Genomic DNA, 24,111 nt, shown 5'->3' with positions numbered 1-24,111 from the left:
GGGGCGCAAGGCCTCAGGTTTCAATAGCGCCGGTCGATAGCAATGACTAAGCAGGCCGATTTAAAAGCATATGTGGCGTTGCGCCAGGCCGTGGCCTCCAATAGGTGATGGCCATGTGCTTTGCCGGAAGTCCGTCTGATATCGCCGACCTTCGATCCGTGGGCTACGCTGGAAATCATCGCCAAGTAGGCTCTCTTTGCGGGCCTCGCTGTCTGGAACATCTGTCATGCGCCGTGTTTTTATTTCGTTGTTGCTGGCTGTAACCGCTCTGTATGGCACCTTCGCCCATGCGGCCAGCCTGACCGCCGAGTTCGTCGATGGCCAGGGAAAGCCGCTTCCGGACGCGGTGCTCACCCTGCGCGGTGCTACTTTGCCGCCTGCGGGGTCGCTGAAAGCCGACATGGACCAGCGCGATGTGCAATTTGCCCCCCATGTGCTGGCGGTGCGCACCGGTACTCAAATCAGTTTTCCCAACAGCGATCAGATCCGCCATCAGGTGTATTCGTTCTCGACGCCCAAGCGTTTCGAACTGCGGTTGTATGGCGGCACACCGTCGGCCCCCGTGCTGTTCGACAAGCCGGGCGTGGTGGTGCTCGGCTGCAACGTGCATGACAACATGCTCGGTTACGTGTACGTCACTGACGATGGCTGGTTCGGCGTGAGCAATGACAAAGGTGCGCTGACCCTGGATCAAGTGCCCGCGGGTCACTACACCGTCACCCTCTGGCACCCGCAGGCCCCCGACATGCTGCCGGTGTCCGGCGGCGAGATCGACATTCCGGCCGGCGGCCTCAAGCAGCGGTTCAGCATCGCCGTACAGCCCAACGCCGAGAACACCCCCGCCGCGCCGCCGTCCAGCGCGTTTGGCGACGCCTTTCATAAAGCGGCCCACGAATGAAGGTGCGCATCAGCTTTCAGGCGCGGATTGCCGGCGTGTTGATCATGCTGCTGCTGATCGTGGTCTTCGCCGTGTTTATTGCGGTGAAAGCCGCCACCCAGGACGCTGTGCGCAAACAGGCCCAGGCGCAGCTCGAAGTCGGCACCCGGGTGTTTGAAGGCTTGCTGGAAATGCGCGGCAAGCGGCTGCGCGACGCCGTGCAGTTGTTGTCCACCGACTTCGGTTTCCGTGACGCCGTGGCATCCGCGGACTCGGCAACCATTCGTTCGGTGCTGCTCAACCACGGCGCCCGAATCAACGCCAATGACATGTTCCTGCTGGGCATGGACGGCACGGTGATGGCCAGCACCGTCGCGCAGATCCCAGAAGGTTCGCCGTTCCCGTACATCCAGGCGCTGCGTGACCTCAAGGGCAAGAATCAATCGATGCTGATCGTGCCGTTGCAGGGGCAGCCGCACTTGCTGGTTGAAAGCACCGTGCTCGCACCGCTGCCGATTGCCCGCGTGGTGATGGGTTTCAGCATGGACGGTGACTTGGCGCAAGAACTGCGCTCGTTAAGTGGTTTGCAGGTGTCTTTTCTGTCGCTCGTGCAAAAGCAGCCGGGTCAGATGATCAGTACCCAGCCGGAGACGCTGTTTGACAGCCTGCGCAGCGTGATGATGAATCCGCCCACCAACGAGATGCAGATGACCGAGCACCACAGCCAGAGTTTTCTGAGCAAAACCCTGCGGCTGGGGAGCAACAGCGACAGCGAGGTCGTGGCCCTGCTGCAGAGCCCGCTGGATCAAGCCATGCAGGCATTCGCGCCGCTGGATAAGACGCTGTTCTGGATCACTGTCGTGGCGTTGGCGTGTTCGCTGGTCGGCGCGTTGTTACTGGCGCGCAGCCTGTCGCAGCCGGTGAGTGCCCTGGCTCAGGCCGCCCGGCGTATTGGCGAAGGTGATTACGCAACGCCCGTGGTGCTGGATCGCGGGGACGAACTGGGCCTGCTCGCCAGCGCCATCAATTCGATGCAGAGCGGGATCGCCGAGCGTGAGCTGCAGCTGGCGCACAATGCCCTGCATGATCCACTGACCGGGCTGCCCAACCGCGCGTTGGTGATGGAGCGCCTCGGCAGCGCGGTCGTTGCACAGCGACCGGTGGCGCTGCTTTATCTGGGCATCGATAACTTCCGCGCGATCAGCACCAACGTCGGTCTGGAGGGGGTTGAGCAACTGCTGCGGATTATCAGCGGACAACTGCAAGAGCCGCTGCGTCCCGGCGATACGGTGGCGCGGCTCTCCGACAACGAATTTCTGCTGCTGGTGCAAAACGCCGAGACCGACAGCGCCGTCGCGGTGGCTGACCGGCTGCAGCGTTTACTGGTCAAGCCCCAGCGCATCGGCGAGCAGGACATCGCGATGGATGCCTGCATCGGCATCGCGGCCTATCCGGCCAATGGCGATTCGGCGACCGAGTTGCTCAGGCGTGCGTCCATTGCGCGGCAGGACGCGGCGCAGTTGCCGGGCCGTCTGCAGGTCTATGTGGACGGTCGGGATGTTGCCCACTTGCGCCAGATCAGCCTGATCCGCGACCTGCGTCAGGCCGCGCGCAATGGCGAACTGTCCCTGCATTACCAGCCCAAACTGGACATCCGCAACGGCCGGGTCACTCAGGCCGAGGCCTTGCTGCGCTGGCAGCACCCGCAATTCGGCTCGGTATCGCCCGCCGAGTTCATCCTGCTGGCGGAACGCACCGGCAGCATTCAGATCCTCACCCACTGGGTCATCGAAGATGCGCTGCGCCAGCTCGCCGAGTGGGCGCAGCGCGGTCTCATTCTGCAGGTCTCGGTGAACATCTCGGCGGACGACCTGCTGGGCAACGATCTGGCTGACCGCGTTGCTGCGCTGCTCAAGCTCTACCGCGTGCCGGCTGAACAGTTGATTTTCGAGATCACTGAAAGCGCGATCATGCGCGAGCCCGAGCAGTCGTTGAAAGTGCTCAATCGCCTGCGTGATTTCGGCATCAGTCTGTCGGTGGATGATTTCGGCACCGGTTACTCCTCGCTGGCCCACCTCAAGCGGCTGCCGGTGCAGGAATTGAAGATCGATCAGTCCTTCGTGCGCGACCTGGACGAAACCAGTGAAGACGCCGTGATCGTGCGCTCGACCATCGAGATGAGCCACAACCTGGGCCTGAAGGTGGTCGCTGAAGGCGTCGAATACGAACATAGCCTGCGTCTGCTGGAGCGCTGGCACTGCGACACCGCACAGGGCTATCTGATCAGTCGGCCGCTGAGTGCGGTCGCCTTCGAAGCCTGGATCGCGCAGGCCCAGCTCCCACCCCGCATGACGATGCACTGATGGAACAGAGATTTATGGCACGAAGTCTTTCGATGTACGTAAACCCCGTGGTACTGGCCAGTGTGGTGGGAGCTTGCGCAGCGTGGGTTGCGCCAACGGCTGAAGCCGAACAGGGCCGGCTGATCGCGACCGGCGGCGCCAGCAGCATTGAAGGCGGCGCAGGGGGCGGGATCATTCCCTGGGCCATGCTCGCCGGGTATGACGAGCAGGGCGAGTGGGGCGGCAACGCGTTCGCGACCCACGTCGACTTGCCGGACTACACCCTTGATGTGGTCGGCGCTGCGGCGTCCTACGGTAATCGCGTCGAGATTTCCTACGCCCATCAACGCTTCGATCTGGGGTCACTGGTCAGCAAGCTCAATCTGCCGGAGGACAACCTCACTCAGGACATCTTCGGCGTGAAGGTTCGCCTGTTTGGCGACCTGATCTACGATCAGCTGCCGCAGGTGTCGGCGGGGCTGGAATACAAGCACCAGAACGATTTCCTCATCCCCAGCCTGGTGGGCGCCAAGCGGGATTCGGATGTCGAGGGCTACGTCACGGCGAGCCGTCTGTTCATGGGCGCGGCCTTTGGCTACAACGTAGTGGTCAATGCCGGTTTGCGTTACAGCCGCGCCAACGAAACCGGTTTGATGGGCTTTGGCGGCGACCGCCGCGATACCCGCAGCGTACTGAAAGAGGGCGGCGCAGCCATCCTGTTCAACCCGCACTGGGCGGTGGGCATGGACTACCGCGAGAAGCCCGACAACCTGTCGTTCGCCGGCGAAAGCGACTGGGCAGACTTCTTTGTTGGCTGGTTCCCCAACAAGCATGTTTCCGTGGTGCTGGCCTACGCGCATCTCGGTGAAATCGCCACGCTGGACAACCAGAACGGCACCTACCTTTCCGTGCAAGGGAGCTTTTGATGAAGCGGTCTTTGTGGCTGATCGTCGGGCTCAGTCTGTCGCTGCTGGTGGGGTGCGCCCAACAGCCGCCCAAGGACGACAGCCTTTATCAGGACCTGGGCCAGCGCGCCGGCATCCAGAAAATCGTCGAAGGCATGCTGCTGCACATCGCCCAGGATGACCGCATCTATAAATACTTCGCCAAGGTCGACATCGTCCGGGTGCGCGACAAGCTGGTGGAGAGATTCTGCGTCGAGGCAGGCGGGCCGTGCACGTACACGGGTGACTCTCTGGAAGAAGTGCACAAGGGCATGAAACTCAGCCGCAGCGATTTCAATGCGCTGGTCGAGGACCTCATCGATGCGATGAACGAGCAGCACATTCCGGTCACGACGCAGAACCGGTTCATTGCCCGGCTGGCGCCTCAGCGTGGGGAAGTGATCGAGAAGTAGCCTCTCGCGCCTCACTCCTGGCATCCGTTCAGCGCGCACAAAAAAGGCGGTCACCTCACGGGACCGCCTTTTCTGTTACTGCACGCAGCTAATCAGTGAAACTGATCAATCCGGCAGTTTATAGGCGATGACGTAATCGCCCTGTTTGGTGCCCAGCGAACCGTGACCGCCTGCAACGACCAGCACGTATTGCTTGCCGTCCTTGCCGGTGTAGGTCATCGGCGTGGTCTGGGCGCCTGCTGGCAGACGACCTTCCCACAACTGCTTGCCGTTACGGACGTCGTAGGCGCGCAGGTACTGGTCCAGTGTGGCGCTGAGGAACGACACACCGCTGGCGGTGATGAACGTGCCGCCCAGGCTTGGAACGCCCATGGTCAGCGGGATCGGAACCGGCGAGCTGTCACGCACGGTGCCGTTCTTGTGCTTCCAGATGGTCTGGTGGTTGGTCAGATCGACCGCCGCCACGTAACCCCATGCTGGCGCCTGGCAAGGCAGGCCCATTGGCGACAACAGCGCTTCGAGGATCACACCGTACGGCGCGCCTTTGTTCGGCTGCACGCCTTCGGTTTCGCTCTTGCGACCCGGGCCGCCTTCAACTTCTGCTGCCGGTACCAGCTTGGAACGGAACGCCATGTAGCTCGGGTTCACGAAAGCAATCTGACGCACCGGATCGACCGAAATGCCGCCCCAGTCGAACACGCCGAAGTTACCCGGATACACCAACGTGCCTTGCAGCGACGGCGGGGTGAACGGGCCTTCATAACGCAGGGATTTGAAGTCGATCCGGCAGAGCATCTGATCAAACGGCGTCACGCCCCACATGTCGCGCTCTTTCAGCGGCGGCGGCATGAAGTTCAGGTCGGACTTCGGCTGGGTAGGCGACGTGTGATCGCCGGCAACCGCGCCCTGGGGTACAGGGATTTCGTTGATCGGCACGATGGGCTGACCGTTGCTGCGGTCCAGCACATAGATGCTGCCCTGCTTGGTCGAGGCCAGAACAGCAGGCTTCACGCCGTCAGCGGTTTTCATGTCCATGAGCGTTGGCTGACCGCCGACGTCCATGTCCCACAGATCGTGGTGGGTGAACTGGAAATGCCATTTCACGTGACCGGTGGCGATGTCCAGCGCGACCAGACCGGCGCTGAATTTCTCCGACGCCTCGGTGCGGTTGCCGCCCCACTGGTCAGGCATCTGGTTGCCCATTGGCAGGTAGAGCATGCCCAGCTTTTCGTCGACGCTGAACATCGACCACATGTTGGGCGAGTTGCGGGTGTAGGTCTTGCCCTCGGCAATCGGCGTGGTGTCGTCCGGGTTGCCACTGTCCCAGTTCCAGACCAGACGGCCGGTGTGCACGTCGAACGCACGGATCACGCCCGAAGGCTCGTCGGTGGACACGTTGTCGGTGACGTGACCGCCAATGACCACGAGGTCTTTGGTTACGGCCGGTGGCGACGTCGAGTAGTAACCGCCCGGTGCGTACGTACCGATGTTGGCGCTCAGGTCGATCGAACCGTGATTGCCGAAGTCTTCACACATTTTGCCGGTGTCGGCGTTCAGGGCGATCAGACGGGTGTCGGCGGTCGGCAGGAAGATCCGACGCGGGCAGGCATTGGCTGCGCCAGCAACTGCCGGAGCGGCCGGGCTTTGCGCAGGGGCGGCAGCGTTGGTCGGGGTGGTGGCAGCGTAGGAGGCGTCATCGTGATACGACACGCCACGGCAGGTCATGTGCGCCCAACCCTTGAAGTTGGCCGCCTTGCCGCTGCTGATCTTCGGGTCGAAGCGCCAGATTTCCTTGCCGGTGTCCGGGTCCAGTGCGATGACCTGGCTGTGCGGCGTGCAGACGTAGAGCATGCCGTTAACTTTCAGCGGGGTGTTTTCGGCCGTGGTTTCACCCGGATCGTTCGGACCCGGAATGTCGCCCGTGCGATAGGTCCACGCCGGGACCAGCTTGCTGACGTTGTCCGGGGTGATCTGCGACAGCGGCGAGTAGCGATCGCCGAAGGCCGTGCGACCGTAGGACTGCCAGTCGCCGTCAGGCATGGCCGGCGCGGCGCTGGTGGTGCCGGCGGTTTCGCGGTCCAGCTGGCCTTTGATTTCACCGGGGTGTGTGAACTGGCTGGCCAGCGCGGCGATGCCCGCGACAATCACGGCAGCGCCCAATGCGCGAGTACCGGTATCGCCGACCTGGCCACGCAGGACCGGACGACGGAACCATGGCAGCAGCATCACGATGCCCAGGGCAAACCAGAGTGCCAGACGCGGCACCAGCTGCCACCAATCCAGGCCGACTTCCCACAGCGCCCACACGGTACTGGCGAACAACACCAGTGCGTACAGGCCGAAGGCCGCGCTGCGACCCATCATCAGCAGGACGCCGGTGATGGCAAAGCCGATGCCGGCCAGCAGGTAGTAAAGCGACCCGCCCAGGGTCAGCAGTTTGATGCCCCCGACCAGCAAGGCCAGACCCATTATCAGAATCACCAGCCCGAGCAAGCTCGGAAGCAGGCGACCCTTACCGAAAGCACCCTCAGTGCTCATAAGTGTTGTACTCCGTAACGATGTGGTGGTTAACGCGTGTTGGCGTGAAGGCGCGGCGGCTAAGCCATGCCTTCAATGCCGATGCCTGGGTGCAGCCGGACGAGCGGGACTGATCAGAACGAGGACTGGATTTTCAACCCCGCGACCAGTGCGTCATCGACCTGATTCACGCCGCCCGGATGACGGATGAATTGCAGGTTCGGGCGCACGGTTAGCCAATTGGCGACGTGCACGCCGTAGTAGATTTCGGCGTTGTATTCAGTGTCCTGCACGGGCAGGAAGGCCGGGTCGTTGTAGTCCGAGACGCCTTCGGCCTGATTGCGCAGGTTGATGTTCTTGCGGTACGCCGGGTTGACGTGGATGCGGCTGATGCCGACGCCGATGTCATCCTCGGGGCGCGCGTCGAACGGGCCTTTGTACGTCGCGCCGAGGGCAACGAAATTGTCGATCATGTTGGTTTTCTTGTCGTGCAGCGTGCCGTTGGCGAACAGGCTCAGGCCGCGGCTGTTGTCGCTGGCCTCGCTGCTGACTTGCTGGCGCAGGGTCAGCCACATGCCGTGTTTGCTGGACGACGAGGCGTAGTCATCGCCGCTCTGGGCGGCGTATCGACCGTTGCTGTCCTTGTAAACGTCGCTGCTGTCGGCGGTGCTGTAGTAGTAACCGGCGCGGTATTCGCCCGGCAGGCCGTTGACCTTCGGCGACCACACCACCTCGACGGGCAATACCGCGCCTTGGGTGCCACTGCCGCTGAGTTTGAAGGCGTTGTCGTTTTCCAGGTTTGACGGGTTCTGCTCGAACGCACCGACCTGCACGAACAGTTCGGGGTTCAGCTGGTATTTGACGCGCATCGCCCACTGGCTGATCGGCCAGTTGTACCAGATGCCGCCGCCCCAGTTGCCGACCTGCGAGCCGCACAGCGCCAGGTTCTGGAAGTCGCACGGGAAGGTGTTGAAGTCTTCGCCTTCATTGAACCGGCCGACTTTTACGCTGAGCGTCTGGTCGAGAAATTTCTGCTGGTACCAGAGGTCGGTCAGGCGCGTGACGTTGCCACGGCCCCAGACTTCCTGGGACGACGAAATGGTGCCGGTGCGCGGATCACCCACGCGGTCGTTGCTGATGTTGTCGCCGTTGCGATTGGTCAGGGTCAGCTGAAATTCGGCGTCGTGCCAGCCGAGGATTTTCTGCAGGTCCATGTGCGCGCCGAGGGCGAACTGGTCGCTGTAGCGGGTTGCCTTGTCATGGTTGTAGCCGCCGTGCAGGTTGGAGCCCACTTCCACGACTGAATCGAGCTTGAAGTCGTAACCCTGTTCGGAAAGCTCGCTGCGCTTGCCGCCCCAGTCACCCAGCATCCACGGCGACGTGCTGTCGAACGCCGGCGCGGCATGGGCGCAGGTCGCGAACCCCAGCGCCGCAAGGCTCAGCGCGCTGGCATGACGAAGGGCTCGGGACGATTTGCAGGTCGGGGTGCAGGTCAGGCGTTTCAGATGACTGGGCATAGGGCGGGAGGTCTTTTTGAGTTATTCGAGAGCAAAAGGCGATGCCGCTCGCAACGCTTTGAAGGCGCATTGCAAGGTCTTAACAAATGACGAATTAACCGTTTCAGCGTTTAGGGCGGCGATGATAGGGCCCTAACGATTTTTTAAAAAGTCGAAATTGCGACATGGATCGTTGCGATTGGCGTAACAGTGGCGGGCAGGCAGGGCAGCGCTGTCTACTGTTCAACCCGCCTGTTTACGGTGCTGCGGGGAAGGGCGATTTGCCGCTGACCTTTGCAGGCAGCGCATGGATGAGTGTTTAGTCAGGGGCATCCAGGCCGCAGGATTCTGCAACATGGCGGCTGGCGCTTTCCCGGCTGAAGCCGGTCCCACTAAAATTCGGCGCCGTGCCAGCGAGAATGGACTGAGTGCACGCAATTCAATTGTGGGACCGGCTTTAGCCGGGAAGAGGCCGGTTGGGTCACCCGGAAATTTGCGGCGTGGCGAATGACGCTTTCCCGGCTGAAGCCGGTCCCACTTAAAGCCCGACAATCGCTCAACCCTTCACACCCGCCGGTGCGTCCGCTAAGGTGCGCAGCTCGCGAAACTGTCCTGTCCCATCAGCGTCCATAGGCCCGCCATGACCACACCCAACAACAACCCGCTGCACGGCGTGACGCTGGAGCAGATCCTCATCGCGCTGGTCGAGCATTACGAGTGGTCGGGGCTGGCTGAGCGGATCGACATTCGCTGCTTCAAGAGCGACCCGAGCATCAAGTCCAGCCTGACGTTTCTGCGCAAGACTCCTTGGGCGCGGGAGAAGGTCGAAGGGTTGTACATCAAGCTGGCGCGTACCAGGCGCCCGAGCTGACTTGCCGCCTGCCAAGGATTTGATCGACATGCCCAGCCCCACGTTGCACCTGTCTCCAGGCGGGCGCCGTTTTGTCATCACGGCCGCCATGCTGGGCTGGTTCGGGCTCGCGGTGCAGCTGTACCTGATTCTCTGGGGGCGATGGATCGACCATGCCAGCCTCCTCGGCGGACTGGTGCGCTTCTGCAGCTTCTTCACCGTGGTGACTAACACGCTGGTGGCGGTGGCACTGAGCTGTGCGGTCATCGACCGGCACTCGGCGGGGTATCGGTTCTTCCGTTCCCCCGTTGTCTGCGCGGGCATCACCACCAGCATTATTCTGGTGAGCCTGGCCTACAACCTGCTGCTGCGCCATCTGTGGACGCCCGAGGGCTGGCAGTGGGTCGCCGATGAATTGCTGCACGACGTCATGCCGCTGCTGTTCCTCGGCTACTGGTTATTCTTCGTGCCCAAAGGTCTGTTGAGACCTCGACATGTGCTGATCTGGACGCTGTATCCCGTTGTGTACTTCGGCTATTTGCTGCTGCGCGGGAATATCTTCGGCGACTATCTCTATCCATTCCTGGACATCGGCACGCTTGGAGTGGCCAAGGCGCTGACCAATGCGTTGGGCGTGCTGGCAGGTTTTGTGGTGATTGGGTCAGTCGTGTATGGGATAGACAGGATTTCGGGCCGCAGAGGGCAGTCGTAAACCTCAATCATGCTGAGACGCCCCGAATCTGGCGCGCCTGCAGCACTCAATTATTCCCGGCGACCTCAACCGCCTCATTCCTCGCCCGAACGGTCCGCGCGCCAGTAGCCTGCTGCCTTGACGGCCGCTTCGTCCAGCTTGAACTCATCCAGCAGCACGCGCCGCACTTTGCGTGACAGGGACGATTCGGTCGCTACCCAGGCGTACAAACTGCCTTGCGGCAGGGTCAGTTGGCGCGTGACTTCAAGCAGATCGTGCTCGCCACGCACCACCCAGATCACTTCAATCTTCGCATCGCTGGTCAGCGCCTGACGCTCCGCCGGGTTGTCGATTTCAACGACCACCAGCGCACGTCGACTGGCCGGCAATGCTTCCAGCCGACGACCGATGGCGGGGAGGGCGGTTTCGTCGCCGATCAGCAGATAGCTGTCGAACATGTCCGGCACGATCATCGAACCCCGAGGTCCGGCGATATTCAGCGTTTGCCCGGCTTGCGCCTGAGCCGCCCAGGTTGCCGCCGGACCGTCGCCATGCAGCACGAAATCGATGTCCAATTCGCCGGTCTGCGGGTCGTAACGACGCGGGGTGTAGTCGCGCATCGTCGGGCGCGGGCCTTCAGCGTTTTGCAGCGGCGCATCGCTGTCCAGCGCCGCCTGCTCTTCGAGCGTGGTGGCGAACAACAGTTTGACGTGGTCATCCGTGCCCAGACTGATGAACCCCGCAAGCTCCGGACCGTTCAGGGTGATGCGGCGCATGCGCGGGGTGATGTCGGTCACCCTCAACACTTGCAGCTTGCGACGTTTGATCTCGTGGCTGACGCGGTGAATTCCCTGGGGTGCATTCATTCCGGTTTCTCCGACGCAGGTTGTTGGCCGTCGACGATGGCTTTCGCGGTGTCGTTCAGCAGGTCGCGAACCCGCAGGATTTCCTCAGGGTTCCAGCGACCGTGGTGCATCTGCAAGGCATGACGCAGGTTGTGCACGGCCTCGTGGATTTCCGGCGGACGATCATGCCCACGCAACGAGCGCTTGCTGACCTCGATGCGCATTTTCACGCCATCCAGCGCGACGGCTTGTTCCGTCAGGAACTGCTGACCGGCCTCAGTGATGCCATAGCGCTTCTTGCCGCCGTCGGCATCGCCCTGAATCAACTCGCTCTCTTCCAGAAAGGTCAGCGTCGGGTAAATCACGCCCGGGCTCGGGCTGTAGGCGCCGTCGAACAGCGCTTCGATCTGGCGAATCAAGTCATACCCGTGGCACGGCTGATCGGCGATCAACGCCAGCAGCAGCAATTTCAGGTCGCCCGGGGCAAATACCCGAGGCCCACGGCCGCCGCGTTCACGGCCGGTACGTTTCTCGAAACCATCGCGGCCGTCGCCGTGTTCGCCGAAGTGAGGACGATGGTGGTGGGGGTGATCGTGTGAGTGGTCTTTCATTTTTTTCATCTCTTGGTACAAGTTAGATATACCTTAAGATATATCTTAAGTTTTCCGCAAGATGCGTTAAGACGAACGGTTGTCTCCCGGTTTTCAGGAGACGAACGCGATGACTTCAATGAAAAACCGGCTAAAGACGCGTTGTCACCTGCGTAGGAACGGGCGCCTTGCACTGCGTGAAAGTGCCCGGCTCCAGGTAGGGATTGAGAATCGGCGCCATGCCTTTGAGCACTTGCACCGGAAGGGCTGAGGTGAATTTGAAGCTCTCGGCGGCGCGGCCCGGGACGTACGCCGTCAGCGTGCCGTAATGGTTATCGCCGATGAAAAATACGAAGGTCGCGGTGCGATTGATGGCCTTGGACGCCAAGATTCGCCCGCCTGCGCCGATGCTTTCGATACGGTTGTCGCCCGTGCCGGTCTTGCCGCCCATGGCCAGCACGCTGCCATCCTGAGTTTTGAAACTGCCGGACACGCGCCTCGCCGTGCCGGCATCGACCACCTGGGAAAGCGCCTCGCGCATCGCGGCAGCGACCTCCGAGGGCAGCACCCGCTTGCCCAACTCGGGGTTGTTGATCAGTTGGGTTTCGTAAGGTGTTTGCGCGGCGAAGTGCAGGCTGTCGATGCGCAGCACCGGCAGCCGAATACCATCGTTCTGGAGAATGCCGATGAGTTCGGCGAGCGCGGCGGGTCGATCACCAGAACTGCCGATCGCGGTCGCCAGTGAAGGCACCAGATGATCGAACGGATAGCCCAGTCGCTGCCAGCGCTGATGGATATCCAGGAACGCTTCGATCTCCAGCATCGTGCGAATGCGGTTGTCGCGAGCGCTCTTGTGCTGGCTCTTGAACAGCCAGCTGTACACTTCCTGCCGCTCGAAACGGCTGGCCGCGACGGCGTCCTTGAACGTGGCGTCCGGGTTCTGCAGCAGATACCCCACCAGCCACAGATCCAGCGGGTGCACGCGGGCGACGTAGCCCTGATCCGGCAGATCGAACTTGCCAGGGCCATAGGCGAAATAGAGTTCGTCCAGACGCTTTTCGGTCAGCGCCGTTTTGCCTTTTTCCCCGGCCATGTGCGCACGAACAAACGCATTGAACGCGCTCTGCGTGGCGTCCGGCAGCAGATAGCGGTGCACGGCGGCAAGCCGGCTCGCAGCGGGATGCACCCCGTCGAGAAAGGTGTCGAGCCGGTCCTGGGTGGATTTGTTTTTATAGCGCTTCCAGAAGCGCAACAGGAATGACTTGCCCTCGCGGTCGGCGAAATCGGCCAGGTATTCCTGACGTCTCGGATCGCTGTCGTCCTTGAGCAACACCGCGCTGTTGTTGGGCCCCTGATAGGTGGTGTAGCGCACCAGATCGCGCATCAGGCGAATGAACGGCAGGTTGATCGACTCCCGCAACGCTTCGCGCAGGGTCGGATTACGGGCGTTATCCTCCCGGCGAAAATTATTGAAATGGTGCAGGCCGCCCCCGGTGAAAAAGCTTTCGCTTGGGCTGGCCGAATACTGACGATCGAGGGCAGCAGCGAGCATCTTCGAGAGGTCGCGATCGGTGTTCTGAATCAGGTAATCCACGGCCCAGCGGCTGAGTCGGTCGGACTCCTCGACCGGGACTTTTTTCAGGGCGCTATTGGGCTGATCGGCGTACTTGTCGTGGAGCTCGGCAATGATCTGCAAGTAGGTCGTCAGCACGCGCATCTTGGCCGTCGAACCCAGCTCCAGCTTGCTGCCCTCGTTGATGTCGAACGGCTGATCGGTGCTGTCAGTTTGCACCCGCACCCGCGAGCCATCCGGGTCGCGCTCAAACAGCGTGAAGCTGTAACGCACCGCCTGGGTGCTGGTGGGTGTCAGTAGATGCTCGCCGATCAAGCCCATCTGACCGGCAAATTCGGGTTTGGCAAGGTCGCGCAAATACTGACCGACGCTGATCTGCAGGTCGTTCTGCAGCGTGCTGGTGGCCGACAGATCCAGGCGATCGAGGTCGTAAAGCGAACGGTTGAGCATGTTCGACAGCCGCGTGCGCGCGACAGTGATGCCTTTGTTGCTCTCAATCGGCTGCACGGTCGGCTGCTGCACCCAGTCGCGATAGGTCACGCTGGCCGCCAGTGCGGCGTCGGCCAACGGTTGATCGATGACATTGTTCTGTGCGAGCACGCGCAGATGGCTGTCGGTCAGATCCGCGAGCTCCTTGCGACCCTTCGCCAGAAAGTGTGAGGGCCTGCGTTGGGCGATCACCAACGACAGGACTTCGCGCAGCGCCAACCCTTTCGCCGCCAGGGTTTTATCGTCTTTGGCCGTCGAAGCCAGCAATTGATTGGTGCGGTCGAAGTCCGCGCCGTACCAGACCCGCAAACCTTCGGCCATGCCGTGGACTTCGCCATGACCAGGAACCGCCGACAGCGGCACGCTGTTGAGATAGTCACGCACCACTCGCTGCCGGGCTTCGAGGGTCTGCTGCCCCGGCTGATAGGCGCGAACGCTGGCGGACACCATCTGACGAATCTTCTCGCTGCCCGACAGCGTCAGGCCGTCCGGCGAGTGCCGGTACTTCTCCAATTGAGTCGCTAGCGTGCTGCCACCGGCCGATTGCCCCGGCAACCCCACCACCTTCGCCACTTGGGAAAGCGCCGCTTTGAAAAACCTTGGCCAGTCCACTGCCGGGTTGGCGAGCGGGCGCTGAGCGTCCAGCAAGTCGCGGTTTTCGATGAACAGCAGGCTGTTGACCAGCACGGGCGGGATGGCGGCGAAGGTCGGATACAGCTGCTGCGGGTAGGTGTACTGATACAGCGGCTCGGCGCGGCAGTCGGTAATGGTCAGGCCGGACTGAATCTTCTCCTGATACGGCACGAAGAAGCCGCGCTTGGCGTAGGCCATAAGATCGGGGGAGAAACGCGCCTGGGCGCTGATCAGGTAGTCACGCTTGAGCAAGCGCGGCAGGAATTCGCCGAGAGCGGAATAGCCCAGACGCTTGTCGAAAGGCCCGTCACCGGGATACACAATCGCGTCGCTGGGACCGGCTTCGACGCGGTAGCTCAGGCCTTGGGCCAGGTGACTGAACTCCTGGGCCTGCAAACGGGAGCTGCGCACTTCGGTCGAAACCACAAATCCCAGGATCACCGCTGCCGTCAGCACCGCCACCAGCAGAAACCGCCACACGTAACGCCGTGGGCGAGCATGGGCTGGCATTGATCCGTTCCCCTGACCGTCAGCCTTGACCGCAGCCTTCTTCGTATCGGAATGCCAAAAAGCGCCCATATCGTTGGCCTGGTCAAACCTGCACATCGCACTTGTTACAAGCGTAGACGCTGGTGGGCACGGAGGGGATTTTGTGCGCAGGGGCGTAAGATCTTTCCGATGTGCAACCTTGGTTCCGGATCGAGGTGGAGCTTATTTGACGAGCGGATGGAGACTCGGAACGGTACGAACCGTGGTGAGAGGCTGTCCGTCAGGCAGTGCGCGACAGCCCCATCAAACCTTCACCACCCGCGCCGCCTTCGGGCTGCCCAACCGCTTGTTCAACTCCAGCCAGTTCGACAACAGCAGCATCAACCCCAGGCCAAGCAACGCGGTGATCACGCGCATTTGCCAGGCGTCATCCGCCAGCGCGTTCGCCATGTCGGCCAGCGGGGCGAGTAGGACGCCGAGGCAGAAAATTTCCAGCGAATAGCGACCCATTCGGCAGGTCTGCTGGACAGGCCAGTTGTCGAGCCAGGTTACCGACGTCGGCAGCGTTTTTGCGACGACATACACCAGCGCAAGGAAATGCAGCAGGCGCACCGGAGACAGGTCTGTCTTGCTGATCGGGTAGATCAATTCAGTGAGCGCGGTAGGCAGGAGCGCGTCATGCACGTCAGGAAATTTCCACAGCACGGTGATGACGCCGGCCATCAGCAGGTAAGCCGCCGCTATGAGAAACAGCGGCTGTTGCCAAAGCGGCCGAGCAGGGGCGATTACGATTGGCGCCCGTTGGGTATGCAGGGCGAAGGCGCCGCCGAGCACGAAGATCAGCTGCCAGGCGACCGGATTGAAATACCAGTAACCGCCGCCTTCGTAGGCGCTCAGGTTCCAGCCGAGCAGCGGCACCATCATGTACAGCGCAATCGACAGGACGATCGCCAGCGCTGCGTTGCGCAGCATGATAGGCAGGATTAGCGGCAACGCGCCCATCAGCAGGATGTACAGCGGCAGCGGGTCGGTGAGGTTGGGTTTGAAGCGCAACAACAGTTCATCGGCCAGCGCCTGCTGCGGGTTGCCGACGAAATACTCCAGGCCCATCTCACGCACCATGTCGCGGGTTTCGACGTGATTGTTGGCGACGAAAACGATGCCCATCAGCAGTGTCAGCAGGAAAATGTGTGCGACGTACAGCACCCATGTGCGCCGCAGGATACGCAGGCAAGCCACCACGTAACCGTCCCGTTGCGCCACGCGGCCATAAGCGAGTACGGCGGCGTAGCCGGCGAGAAACACGAACACTTCGGCGGCGTCGCTGAAACCAAAATTGCGCAGCGTCAGTTGCGCTAAAGGGTTGGCTGGCACGTGATCCCAAAAAATGAAAATCAGCGCCAGACCCCGAAAGAAGTCGATGCGATGGTCGCGTCCGTTCGTCATGACGGTGGGCCTTGCAAAGGTGTTTAAAGAAGAGGGGCCAGTGGCGGCCGTGGTTCCTTGCCGTCAGCAGGGTCTGATCGGCGGCGCGCAGGGTGGCGGGTTTGCGGGGTAAAAGCAAAGGGTGGATGTTGCAGGATGTCTCGATTTGAGACGCTTCACACAGCGAGACAGACCCTTCTTGGCTGGCACCGTCGCGATTGCTTCAATCAGGCAAGCCAGTCCTGCGACTCAAGCGCTCTGCGCTTGAAGAAAAATCGAAAACAGCTCGGATTGCGATTTGATGCCAAGTTTGCTGTACATGTGCTTTTTATGGACGCGCACGGTTTCCGCAGAGATGGCGAGCTTGCGGGCGATTTCCTTGCTCGAACAGCCGCTGAGCATCAGTCGTCCGACGTCCAGCTCCCGCGCAGTCAATTGCGCGCCACGGCTGTGCTGAGCCGATGCTTCGAGCTGTTTGCGCCAGTTGCTCATCGGCAACGGCGTATCGAGCAGCTCTTGGTCGGTTGCCGCAGCTTCAATTTCGAAGGGCAGACGCTGGCGTAACAGGGCGATGACCCACGGCTCGATCATCGACAGCAGGGCAATCTGTTCGGCGCTGAATCGTTGGGTTGAGCCCAGGGACAGGCACAGGGTGCGGTCCTGGTCGATCTGGCAATTGAACTGAATTTCATCGGCGACGACGTTCAGCCGAAAGTAGCGCTGGTAATACTCGGTGAGTTCGAAATGCTCGGGCGCGACTTCGGCAAGGCGGAAAAGGCCGCTTTGCGAGCGCTCGCGGCTGGCGACGTAGAAGGGGTCGAGCAGGTACAGGCCTTTGAGGTAATCCTGAAACAGCTGGTCGGGGCTGCCATCTTCACCCGGGCTCTCGGCGAAAACCTGCGGGCGCTGCCCGGAGCTGAATTGCAGCGCGACCCAACTATCGAAACTGACGTACTGATCAAGCAGCCGCACCAGTTGGGCCCAGAAATTGGGGCGGTCCAGCGCTTCAATCAACTGCCCGACCGAGCGATGCCAGGCCATGTCCTGAAGTGCGATTGTCATCCTCTACCCCTATTGGGTTACTACAGCTGCGTAATTCCCCGTAACACTTACTGATGCGCATACTGCCCGCAGAGCCAATCATCAGGCCAGCATTTTGTGCCTGACCGGCCCGCGACCTTATAAGGAGAACCCATGAAGGTGGAACTCGCCCAATTGACGGGCCAGGACAACGACACCGTCCACAATCTCAAGCGCGCGCTGAATGCCATTGCGGCATGCGCTGACGACACTGCGCTGATCGTGTTCCCGGAAACGCACCTGATGGGCTTCCCCTCCAGCGAGACCGTTGCCCGGGTATCCGAAGCGCTGGACGGCCCCAGTGTCAGCGCCATTCGTGAAGCGGCGCGGGCGCGCGGTGTCTCCGTCGTGATCGGCATGGCCGAAAATGACAACGGCGCGTTCTTCAACACCACGTTGCTCATTACCCCCGAAGGCATCGCCCTGCGTTACCGCAAAACGCATTTGTGGGCGTCCGATCGCGGCGTGTTCAGCGCGGGCGATCGATACGCCACCTGTGAGTGGAACGGGCTGCGGGTCGGCCTGTTGATCTGCTACGACATCGAGTTCCCGGAGTCGGCCCGCGCGCTGGCGCAACTCGGCGTTGATCTGATCATCGTCACCAACGGCAACATGGACCCCTACGGTCCGACCCACCGCACCGCAATCATGGCCCGTGCTCAGGAAAATCAGGCGTTCGCGCTCATGGTCAATCGCGTCGGCGAAGGCGAGGGCGGGCTGGTATTCGCGGGCGGTAGCGCACTGGTTGACCCATTCGGGTCTTTGTTGCACGAGGCGGGTCGGGAAGACACGCAACTCACCGCCGAACTCGACCTTGGGCAGCTACAGGCTGCGCGTCGCGATTACCGCTACCTGGATGACCAGCGCCTGCGACTGCCGGGCGAAGTCATCGAACATGCCAACGGCGTGCGCGAGCTGATCATTCCCTGAAGCGTCAGAAGAGACATCTCTAACAAGCCTAATAAGAAGAATGAACCCTCACTGCCGCGTCGATCGCGGCAGTGGATGCACGCCCTCCAACTAAAAATACGCCTTTGTTCTGCCGCACTTTTCTCTGCCATAAAACCTATAAATTTCGGAGTAGTCGCTCATGGCTCGTTTGCAACGCACCCTTTCATTAGGGTCGGTGGTGCTGTTCGGCATCGCCTACATGACCCCCATCATTGTGCTCGGCACCTTTGGTATCCTCGCGCAAACCACCGGGGGCATGGTCCCCGCGTCTTACCTGGCCGCTCTGGTTGCCATGTTTTTCACGGCCATGAGTTACGGCCGCATGGCGGCTGCGTTTCCGGTGGCCGGCTCTGCCTACAGCTACGTGCGCAAAGCCATCAGCCCCAAGCTGGGGTTTATTGCCGGCTGGGCGGTGCTGCTGGATTACCTGTTCTTGCCCATGGCGATCTGGCTGATCGGTGCCGCGTATCTGGGCTCTGCGTTCCCGTCTGTGCCACAGCCGGTGTGGGTGCTGACGTTCATCGTCGTGACCAGCCTGATCAACATCGTTGGCCTCAAGCTCGCCAATACCATCAACGCCTTGCTGATGATCGTGCAGTTCCTGGTGCTCGCCGCCTTCGTGGCGCTGTGCATCCATTACATCGGCGGCGATGCCAGCAAACCGTTGTGGACGCTGTCGCCCTTCCTGAACGGTGACATGCAGATGCCGTTGATCATGAGCGGAGCGGCGATTGCCTGTTATTCCTTCCTGGGCTTCGACGCCGTCAGCACCCTGACCGAAGAAACCCGCGATCCGCGTCGCACCATTCCCCGGGCGATCATGCTGATCACGCTGATCGGCGGGTTGATCTTTGTCGGCGTGTCGTACTTTGTGCAGCTTGCCCATCCCTCCGCTCAGTTCGAAAATGTCGACTCGGCCGCCTATGAAATCGCGCGCAATATCGGCGGCGACGTGTTCGTGACGATCTTCCTCATTGGCCTTATCGTCGGGCAGTTCGCGTCAGGGCTTTCCGCCCAGGCCAGCGGCTCGCGCCTGCTCTATGCGATGGGTCGCGACGGGGTGTTGCCCAAGTCGTTCTTTGCCAGCCTGAGCGAACGATTCGGCACGCCGGTCAACAGTATTCTGTTGTGCGCGGTGGTGGCCTTGCTGGCGCTGAAACTGGACGTCACCACGTCCACCTCGTTCATCAACTTCGGCGCGTTTCTGGCGTTCAGTCTGGTCAACCTGTCGGTCATTTTTCACTACTGGATTGCGGCCGAGAAACGCGGGCCCCGCGAGCTGCTGCTGTTCCTGATCTGCCCACTGATTGGCCTGATTGCCGATCTGTGGCTGATGATCAGCCTGGACAAACTGGCGATCATGCTCGGTCTGGCCTGGTTGGCCATCGGCTGTGTGTACCTGGCGTGGCTGACCGGCGGATTCCGTCGTCAGCCGCCGGAAATGGATTTTCAAGAAGCGGCCTAGTGACACGGCGGGCGATGCAGCGCGGGCGCCATCCACAGGCGCCCTTTTTGTGCGAGCAGATCCTGAACGCAACCCTGGATTACTGAGGTTCCGGCATCAGCATCGGCTTGCGGTCCAGCGTCTCGCTGACCATTCGATAGATGTCTTCTTTGCCGTCGTCATTGCAGCAGCGGATCTCGTGGAGCACTTCGCGCTCTTTGGGAGACAGCCCGATGTAGTTCCACTCGCACGCCTGGCGCATGAACACGTCGTGGTCATTGACCGGCATGACGTCGTCAGCGGCTTCGTGAAAAGCCTCCACGATCGTGGCGAGCAGGCTGACAAGTTGCTCGGCGTCAGGCTTGCCGTCGGTTGCCTGGACCAGACGCTGCAGATGATTCAACGCGCTGCGGGCGTCAATCAGCTTCATGTGTGCGGGGACGCTCATTTCGTATCGATCAATCAGGTGCATGGCACTACCTCCTGGTGTTGTTCATTCCGTTCCCGTCCGTGACGGGGCTGGGTCGTCAGGGCGCGAACGTTAGCGGCAGGGGAGGCGCCGGAAAAGCCGAAAGTTGTAACGGTTACAAAATCGTTTCCGATTGAACTTTGCTGAATTGATACTGTATAACGTATTACATGATTGCTTACATTCTGGAGAAAGACGATGAAAGCCGACATCCATCCCGACTACCGCCAAGTGCTGTTCCACGACACCGCTGCCGATGTGTTTTTTCTGATCGGCTCCACGGTTGACACCGACCGCACGCACACCCACACCGATGGCAACTCCTACCCTTACGTTGCCCTCGATGTGTCCAGCGCGTCGCATCCCATGTACACCGGCCAACAGCGCAAGACCACCACCGAAGGCCGTATCGCTGGCTTCAACAAGCGCTTCGCCACCTTTGGCTCCGGCGCCAAGAAAGAGGAATGACAGCAGCACCTCCCGCGCTCCGGGCATCGCCAGTCGATCACCCGGGCGCGGGATTTTTTTTGCCGTTTTTCACTGTATTCCGTCTTGCAGGCCACCTTGGCACTGGACTATCGGGCCAAATTGCTTTTAGCTCTGCGGCCTGAAATTCAGGAGCATCCCCCTTTGAAAAAGTCAGTCGCCATCGTTTTCGGTGGGCAATCCTCCGAGCATGAAGTGTCGTTGCAGTCGGCGCGCAACGTGATCAACGCGATTGATCGCAACAACTTCTCCATCATCCTTATCGGCGTCGACAAGCAGGGCCATTGGCTGCGCTTCGACGAGCAGGATTACCTGCAGAACCCCACCGATCCTGCGCACATCAAACTCAGTGAATCCGGCCGCCTTCTTTCGCTGATGCCAGGCGCCAGCGGGCCGCAGTTCGTGGAAGTGCAGACCGGCGCAGAGGTGCCGCGCATCGACGTGGTGTTCCCGTTGATCCACGGCAGTTTCGGGGAAGACGGCTGCCTGCAGGGCATGTTGCGCCTGCTGGACATTCCGTTCGTGGGCCCGGATGTGCTGAGCTCCGCGGCCTGCATGGACAAGGACGTGACCAAACGGCTGCTACGCGATGCGGGTATTTCGGTTGCGCCGTTTGTGGTCCTTCACCGTGGCGAGACGGTGGATTTTGTCAGCGTCTCGGCACAACTGGGCCTGCCGCTTTTCGTCAAGCCGGCGTGTCAGGGATCGTCGGTCGGCGTGAGCAAAGTCGTCGACGAAGCCGGTTATGCCGCTGCGCTGAAGCTGGCTTTTGACTACGACAACAAGGTGCTGATCGAGCAGGGCATCGTCGGTCGTGAAGTGGAATGCGCCGTGCTGGGCAACCACGAACCGAAGGTCAGCGTGTGCGGTGAAGTCGTCGCCAATGACGAGTTTTATGCCTACGACACCAAGTACCTGAACGACGGTCAGGCGCGCATCGCGATCCCCGCGCAGATGCCCGAAGACATGAGCGAAGCCGTGCGTGAAGTGGCGCTGCAGGCCTATCGCGTGCTGGGCTGCGCCGGCCTGGCGCGGGTGGATTTTTTTGTCACAGAGGCACGGGAAAGTATCATCAACGAGGTCAATACGCTCCCCGGTTTCACCTCCATCAGCATGTACCCGAAACTCTGGCAGGCCAGCGGATTGAGCTACGCCGAGCTGATCGACCGGTTGATCACGCTGGCGCTGGAACGCGCCGAAGAAACCCGCGCGCTGAAGACCGAGGTGGTGCTGTGACGGTGAAAACGCTCCGTATCGCCGCCGCGCTGCTGACCCGTGCCGATGGCAAAACATTGCTGGTGCGCAAACGCGGGACCGAAGCGTTCATGCAGCCGGGCGGCAAGATCGACGCCGGTGAGTCGGCGCTCGATGCGCTGGCCCGTGAGCTGAACGAGGAATTGGGGCTGGTCATCGCGCCTGAACACGCGCGGTTTCTGGGCGAGTTTTCGGCGTTAGCGGCGAACGAACCGGGCTTCGAAGTGAACTGCCAGCTGTATGGCGTTCAGGTTGAGGACCCGGTCAATCCGGCGGCCGAGATCGAGGAAGCCATCTGGGTCGACGGCGGAAATATCGACCAGTTGCATCTCGCGCCGCTGACACGGGATTCGATATTGCCGCTGTACCGAAGCCTGCAAAACGCCTGATTTGCAGGGCTACATTGCACGGGGTAAGCAGCGTGGCGGATTAACGAACCGCGCTCACCCCATCCAGTGTCGAAAACGACGTGTCCTTCGCCGTCAGCAGGAAGTCACGCATGTAGGGCGCGTCCAGCATGTCTGCGCGAATCGCCGCGTACAGCGTGGCGAACAATCCTTTTTCCCCCAGCCGCTTGCCCTTCACGTAGCCGCGTGAGCTGTATTCATGCAGCGCCCAGTGCGGCATCCCACAGACGCCGCGTCCGCTGGCGACCAGTTGCATCATCATCACCGTCAGTTCGGACGTGCGCACCTGCGCCGGTTCGATGTCGGCCGGTTCGAGAAAGCGGGTGAAGATGTCCAGACGGTCGCGCTCGACGGGGTAGGTGATCAGGGTTTCATTGATCAGGTCCTCCGGCACCACATAAGGCCTGGCCGCCAGCGGATGCTGATTGGCGACTGCGAGCATGGCCTCGTAGGTGAACAGCGGCACGTAGGTAATGCCTGCCAGCTCCAGCGGGTCCGAGGTCACCACCAGATCCAGATCGCCACGGGCCAGGGCGGGCAGGGGCGCGAAAGCGAAACCCGACGCCAGATCAAGCTCCACCTCCGGCCAGGCATCGCGGAACTGATCGATCGTCGGCATCAGCCACTGAAAGCAACTGTGGCATTCGATGGCCATGTGCAGGCGCCCGGCGACACCGCCGGCGAGCCTCGAGATATCGCGCTCGGCATGGCGCAGTTGCGGCAGCACCGAGTCAGCCAGTTGCAGCAGGCGCAAGCCCGCGCTGGTGAACCGCACCGGTTTGGTCTTGCGCACGAACAGCGGCATGCCCATGCGCTCTTCCAGCTCTTTGAACTGGTGAGACAGCGCCGATTGGGTCAGATGCAATCGGTCAGCCGCATCAACAAGGCTGTCTGCTTCGCGTAATGCATGCAGGGTTTTCAGGTGGCGAATTTCCAGCACCGATGGCGCTCCATGAGTAAATTTTGTGATCAACACGAATTTAATGAGTTTGTCTCATGTAAGGGGAAGTGTCGACAATGGCGCCATCTTTTGAAGGAAGCAGTCAGCATGGGCCAGGTCAACAACTCTAATTTTCCTCACATCGGCGTGGCCAAGGGCTTCAAGCACATCCTCGAGACGCTGGGTGACGGCGTTGAGGTGGATTCAGTGCCGACGTTCACCCCGGATCAACGCTTTAACCTGAACTGGGCGCCGCTGTTCGATGAGGTTGATGAAGCCCGCGCGCAGGGCCAAACGATCCGGCCGGAGCTCATCGGCCCGTTGACGTACCTCTGGCTGGGGCAAGCGGAGGGTGAGGGCTTCGACAAGCTCGACCTGCTGGATCGTCTGCTGCCGGTGTATGGCGAGATCCTCGGTCGGCTGGCGGGCAAGGGCGTCGAGTGGGTGCAGATCGATGAGCCGATCCTGACCCTGGACTTGCCGCAGGACTGGAAGAACGCCTTCGAGCGCGCCTACCACGCCCTGCAATATTCGCCGCTTAAAAAGCTGCTCGCGGTTTCGTGTGGCGGTCTTGGGCTGGGCAGTAACCTCGGCCTCGCGGTGTGCCTGCCCGTGCAAGGGCTGCATGTCGATGTGCTCAGTGCGCCTGAACAAATGCCCTTGGTGCTGGACCGCCTGCCGACCTACAAAGTGCTGTCATTGGGCGTTGTGGGTGAACTGGACGCGGCCAGCGCCAACGCTGAAGCTGCGCTGGAAGTTGTGAAGGAGGCTCAATTGCGCTTCGCCGACAACCTCTGGGTCTCGGATTCGATCAGCACCCCGGCAACAGCGGCCGCGTGAATGCAGGGCGAGATGACCGTTTTGCTACCGCTCAGCCCTCTTCATCAAACTGTCACGCAACTGTGG

At 61.3% G+C, this 24,111-nt stretch carries 20 protein-coding genes and 1 pseudogene; 12 read left to right on the top strand and 9 right to left on the bottom strand.

Annotated features, from left to right (window positions below; translation table 11 throughout):
* Positions 1–226 precede the first annotated feature (226 nt).
* From AC07VF_RS02480 to AC07VF_RS02465, 4 genes are read left to right on the top strand one after another with little or no spacing between them, the layout of a single operon-like run.
* The gene (locus tag AC07VF_RS02480; protein WP_495008675.1) at positions 227–898 is read left to right on the top strand and encodes a methylamine utilization protein; all 672 of its coding nucleotides are present in this window, start codon (positions 227–229) and stop codon (positions 896–898) included.
* Complete coding sequence (locus AC07VF_RS02475) at positions 895–3,240, top strand: bifunctional diguanylate cyclase/phosphodiesterase (protein WP_495008676.1); 2,346 nt, start codon at positions 895–897, stop codon at positions 3,238–3,240. The genes AC07VF_RS02480 and AC07VF_RS02475 overlap by 4 nt, the downstream gene beginning before the upstream one ends.
* Before the next feature lie 32 nt (positions 3,241–3,272).
* Positions 3,273–4,145, top strand: coding sequence for a DUF3034 family protein (locus AC07VF_RS02470; protein WP_495008779.1), 873 nt, complete (start codon positions 3,273–3,275; stop codon positions 4,143–4,145).
* On the top strand, positions 4,145–4,576 hold the full coding sequence (locus AC07VF_RS02465) for a group I truncated hemoglobin (protein WP_192171620.1): 432 nt from the start codon (positions 4,145–4,147) through the stop codon (positions 4,574–4,576). The genes AC07VF_RS02470 and AC07VF_RS02465 overlap by 1 nt, the downstream gene beginning before the upstream one ends.
* 105 nt (positions 4,577–4,681) lie before the next feature.
* Here the strand turns inward: AC07VF_RS02465 and AC07VF_RS02460 are convergent, their stop codons facing one another.
* Together AC07VF_RS02460 and AC07VF_RS02455 are read right to left on the bottom strand one after the other, a co-directional pair.
* Complete coding sequence (locus tag AC07VF_RS02460; protein WP_495008677.1) at positions 4,682–7,114, bottom strand: glucose/quinate/shikimate family membrane-bound PQQ-dependent dehydrogenase; 2,433 nt, start codon at positions 7,112–7,114, stop codon at positions 4,682–4,684.
* Between the two features lie 113 nt (positions 7,115–7,227).
* Positions 7,228–8,610: a carbohydrate porin gene (locus AC07VF_RS02455; RefSeq protein ID WP_495008678.1), complete on the bottom strand. Its 1,383-nt coding sequence runs from the start codon at positions 8,608–8,610 to the stop codon at positions 7,228–7,230.
* A gap of 619 nt (positions 8,611–9,229) precedes the next feature.
* Here AC07VF_RS02455 and AC07VF_RS02450 point away from each other — a divergent pair.
* Together AC07VF_RS02450 and AC07VF_RS02445 are read left to right on the top strand one after the other, a co-directional pair.
* Complete coding sequence (locus AC07VF_RS02450; protein ID WP_192171617.1) at positions 9,230–9,460, top strand: VF530 family protein; 231 nt, start codon at positions 9,230–9,232, stop codon at positions 9,458–9,460.
* A gap of 28 nt (positions 9,461–9,488) precedes the next feature.
* Positions 9,489–10,151, top strand: coding sequence for a Pr6Pr family membrane protein (locus AC07VF_RS02445; RefSeq protein ID WP_495008679.1), 663 nt, complete (start codon positions 9,489–9,491; stop codon positions 10,149–10,151).
* A gap of 74 nt (positions 10,152–10,225) precedes the next feature.
* On the opposite strand, the gene AC07VF_RS02440 is transcribed toward AC07VF_RS02445, so the two are convergent.
* From AC07VF_RS02440 to AC07VF_RS02420, 5 genes are all read right to left on the bottom strand, one after another.
* Positions 10,226–10,996: a siderophore-interacting protein gene (locus tag AC07VF_RS02440; protein ID WP_495008680.1), complete on the bottom strand. Its 771-nt coding sequence runs from the start codon at positions 10,994–10,996 to the stop codon at positions 10,226–10,228.
* Positions 10,993–11,586: a PadR family transcriptional regulator gene (locus AC07VF_RS02435; protein ID WP_463581930.1), complete on the bottom strand. Its 594-nt coding sequence runs from the start codon at positions 11,584–11,586 to the stop codon at positions 10,993–10,995. The genes AC07VF_RS02440 and AC07VF_RS02435 overlap by 4 nt, the downstream gene beginning before the upstream one ends.
* Before the next feature lie 130 nt (positions 11,587–11,716).
* Positions 11,717–14,839 (bottom strand): transglycosylase domain-containing protein, encoded by a 3,123-nt coding sequence (locus AC07VF_RS02430; protein ID WP_495008681.1) that lies wholly within the window; start codon positions 14,837–14,839, stop codon positions 11,717–11,719.
* A gap of 213 nt (positions 14,840–15,052) precedes the next feature.
* Complete coding sequence (locus AC07VF_RS02425) at positions 15,053–16,195, bottom strand: OpgC domain-containing protein (protein ID WP_495008682.1); 1,143 nt, start codon at positions 16,193–16,195, stop codon at positions 15,053–15,055.
* Between the two features lie 228 nt (positions 16,196–16,423).
* The gene (locus AC07VF_RS02420; RefSeq protein WP_495008683.1) at positions 16,424–17,236 is read right to left on the bottom strand and encodes a response regulator transcription factor; all 813 of its coding nucleotides are present in this window, start codon (positions 17,234–17,236) and stop codon (positions 16,424–16,426) included.
* A gap of 132 nt (positions 17,237–17,368) precedes the next feature.
* Here AC07VF_RS02420 and AC07VF_RS02415 point away from each other — a divergent pair, with 132 nt between their 5' ends.
* Positions 17,369–18,184 carry a carbon-nitrogen hydrolase family protein gene (locus AC07VF_RS02415; protein ID WP_495008684.1) on the top strand — a complete coding sequence of 272 codons (816 nt, stop codon included), beginning with the start codon at positions 17,369–17,371 and terminating at the stop codon, positions 18,182–18,184.
* 160 nt (positions 18,185–18,344) lie between these two features.
* Positions 18,345–19,670, top strand: a complete 1,326-nt coding sequence (locus AC07VF_RS02410) for an APC family permease (RefSeq protein ID WP_495008685.1) — start codon at positions 18,345–18,347, stop codon at positions 19,668–19,670.
* 79 nt (positions 19,671–19,749) lie between these two features.
* Here AC07VF_RS02410 and AC07VF_RS02405 read toward each other — a convergent pair whose 3' ends face one another.
* A complete protein-coding gene (locus AC07VF_RS02405) occupies positions 19,750–20,121 on the bottom strand; it encodes a hypothetical protein (RefSeq protein ID WP_423572211.1) in 372 nt (123 codons plus the stop codon).
* A 195-nt stretch (positions 20,122–20,316) separates the two neighbouring features.
* Here AC07VF_RS02405 and AC07VF_RS02400 point away from each other — a divergent pair, with 195 nt between their 5' ends.
* The 3 genes from AC07VF_RS02400 to AC07VF_RS02390 all read left to right on the top strand — a co-directional run bounded on the left by AC07VF_RS02400 (position 20,317) and on the right by AC07VF_RS02390 (position 22,247).
* Positions 20,317–20,586: a type B 50S ribosomal protein L31 gene (locus tag AC07VF_RS02400; RefSeq protein ID WP_122536087.1), complete on the top strand. Its 270-nt coding sequence runs from the start codon at positions 20,317–20,319 to the stop codon at positions 20,584–20,586.
* A gap of 162 nt (positions 20,587–20,748) precedes the next feature.
* Positions 20,749–21,840 (top strand): D-alanine--D-alanine ligase, encoded by a 1,092-nt coding sequence (gene ddlA / locus AC07VF_RS02395; RefSeq protein WP_495008686.1) that lies wholly within the window; start codon positions 20,749–20,751, stop codon positions 21,838–21,840.
* Positions 21,841–21,842: 2 nt separating this feature from the next.
* A complete protein-coding gene (locus AC07VF_RS02390; RefSeq protein WP_282366224.1) occupies positions 21,843–22,247 on the top strand; it encodes an NUDIX hydrolase in 405 nt (134 codons plus the stop codon).
* 40 nt (positions 22,248–22,287) lie between these two features.
* On the opposite strand, the gene metR is transcribed toward AC07VF_RS02390, so the two are convergent.
* Positions 22,288–23,205 (bottom strand): transcriptional regulator MetR, encoded by a 918-nt coding sequence (gene metR / locus AC07VF_RS02385; RefSeq protein ID WP_065992512.1) that lies wholly within the window; start codon positions 23,203–23,205, stop codon positions 22,288–22,290.
* Between the two features lie 207 nt (positions 23,206–23,412).
* On the opposite strand from metR, the pseudogene AC07VF_RS02380 reads away from it, so the two are divergent.
* Positions 23,413–24,021, top strand: a pseudogene (locus tag AC07VF_RS02380) (uroporphyrinogen decarboxylase/cobalamine-independent methonine synthase family protein); the annotation flags it as partial.
* Between the last annotated feature and the right edge of the window lie 90 nt (positions 24,022–24,111).

Source organism: Pseudomonas sp. GW821-FHT02H06 (genome assembly GCF_059421525.1).
The sequence above is the reverse complement of the archived record's forward strand: the minus strand, read 5'-3'. Positions and strand labels throughout refer to the sequence as shown.

Coding starts and splice junctions, on each gene's coding strand:
- AC07VF_RS02480 (WP_495008675.1), top strand. CDS start 227: ATGCGCCGTGTTTTTATTTCGTTGTTGCTGGCTGTAACCGCTCTGTAT.
- AC07VF_RS02475 (WP_495008676.1), top strand. CDS start 895: ATGAAGGTGCGCATCAGCTTTCAGGCGCGGATTGCCGGCGTGTTGATC.
- AC07VF_RS02470 (WP_495008779.1), top strand. CDS start 3,273: ATGTACGTAAACCCCGTGGTACTGGCCAGTGTGGTGGGAGCTTGCGCA.
- AC07VF_RS02465 (WP_192171620.1), top strand. CDS start 4,145: ATGAAGCGGTCTTTGTGGCTGATCGTCGGGCTCAGTCTGTCGCTGCTG.
- AC07VF_RS02460 (WP_495008677.1), bottom strand. CDS start 7,114: ATGAGCACTGAGGGTGCTTTCGGTAAGGGTCGCCTGCTTCCGAGCTTG.
- AC07VF_RS02455 (WP_495008678.1), bottom strand. CDS start 8,610: ATGCCCAGTCATCTGAAACGCCTGACCTGCACCCCGACCTGCAAATCG.
- AC07VF_RS02450 (WP_192171617.1), top strand. CDS start 9,230: ATGACCACACCCAACAACAACCCGCTGCACGGCGTGACGCTGGAGCAG.
- AC07VF_RS02445 (WP_495008679.1), top strand. CDS start 9,489: ATGCCCAGCCCCACGTTGCACCTGTCTCCAGGCGGGCGCCGTTTTGTC.
- AC07VF_RS02440 (WP_495008680.1), bottom strand. CDS start 10,996: ATGAATGCACCCCAGGGAATTCACCGCGTCAGCCACGAGATCAAACGT.
- AC07VF_RS02435 (WP_463581930.1), bottom strand. CDS start 11,586: ATGAAAGACCACTCACACGATCACCCCCACCACCATCGTCCTCACTTC.
- AC07VF_RS02430 (WP_495008681.1), bottom strand. CDS start 14,839: ATGGGCGCTTTTTGGCATTCCGATACGAAGAAGGCTGCGGTCAAGGCT.
- AC07VF_RS02425 (WP_495008682.1), bottom strand. CDS start 16,195: ATGACGAACGGACGCGACCATCGCATCGACTTCTTTCGGGGTCTGGCG.
- AC07VF_RS02420 (WP_495008683.1), bottom strand. CDS start 17,236: ATGACAATCGCACTTCAGGACATGGCCTGGCATCGCTCGGTCGGGCAG.
- AC07VF_RS02415 (WP_495008684.1), top strand. CDS start 17,369: ATGAAGGTGGAACTCGCCCAATTGACGGGCCAGGACAACGACACCGTC.
- AC07VF_RS02410 (WP_495008685.1), top strand. CDS start 18,345: ATGGCTCGTTTGCAACGCACCCTTTCATTAGGGTCGGTGGTGCTGTTC.
- AC07VF_RS02405 (WP_423572211.1), bottom strand. CDS start 20,121: ATGCACCTGATTGATCGATACGAAATGAGCGTCCCCGCACACATGAAG.
- AC07VF_RS02400 (WP_122536087.1), top strand. CDS start 20,317: ATGAAAGCCGACATCCATCCCGACTACCGCCAAGTGCTGTTCCACGAC.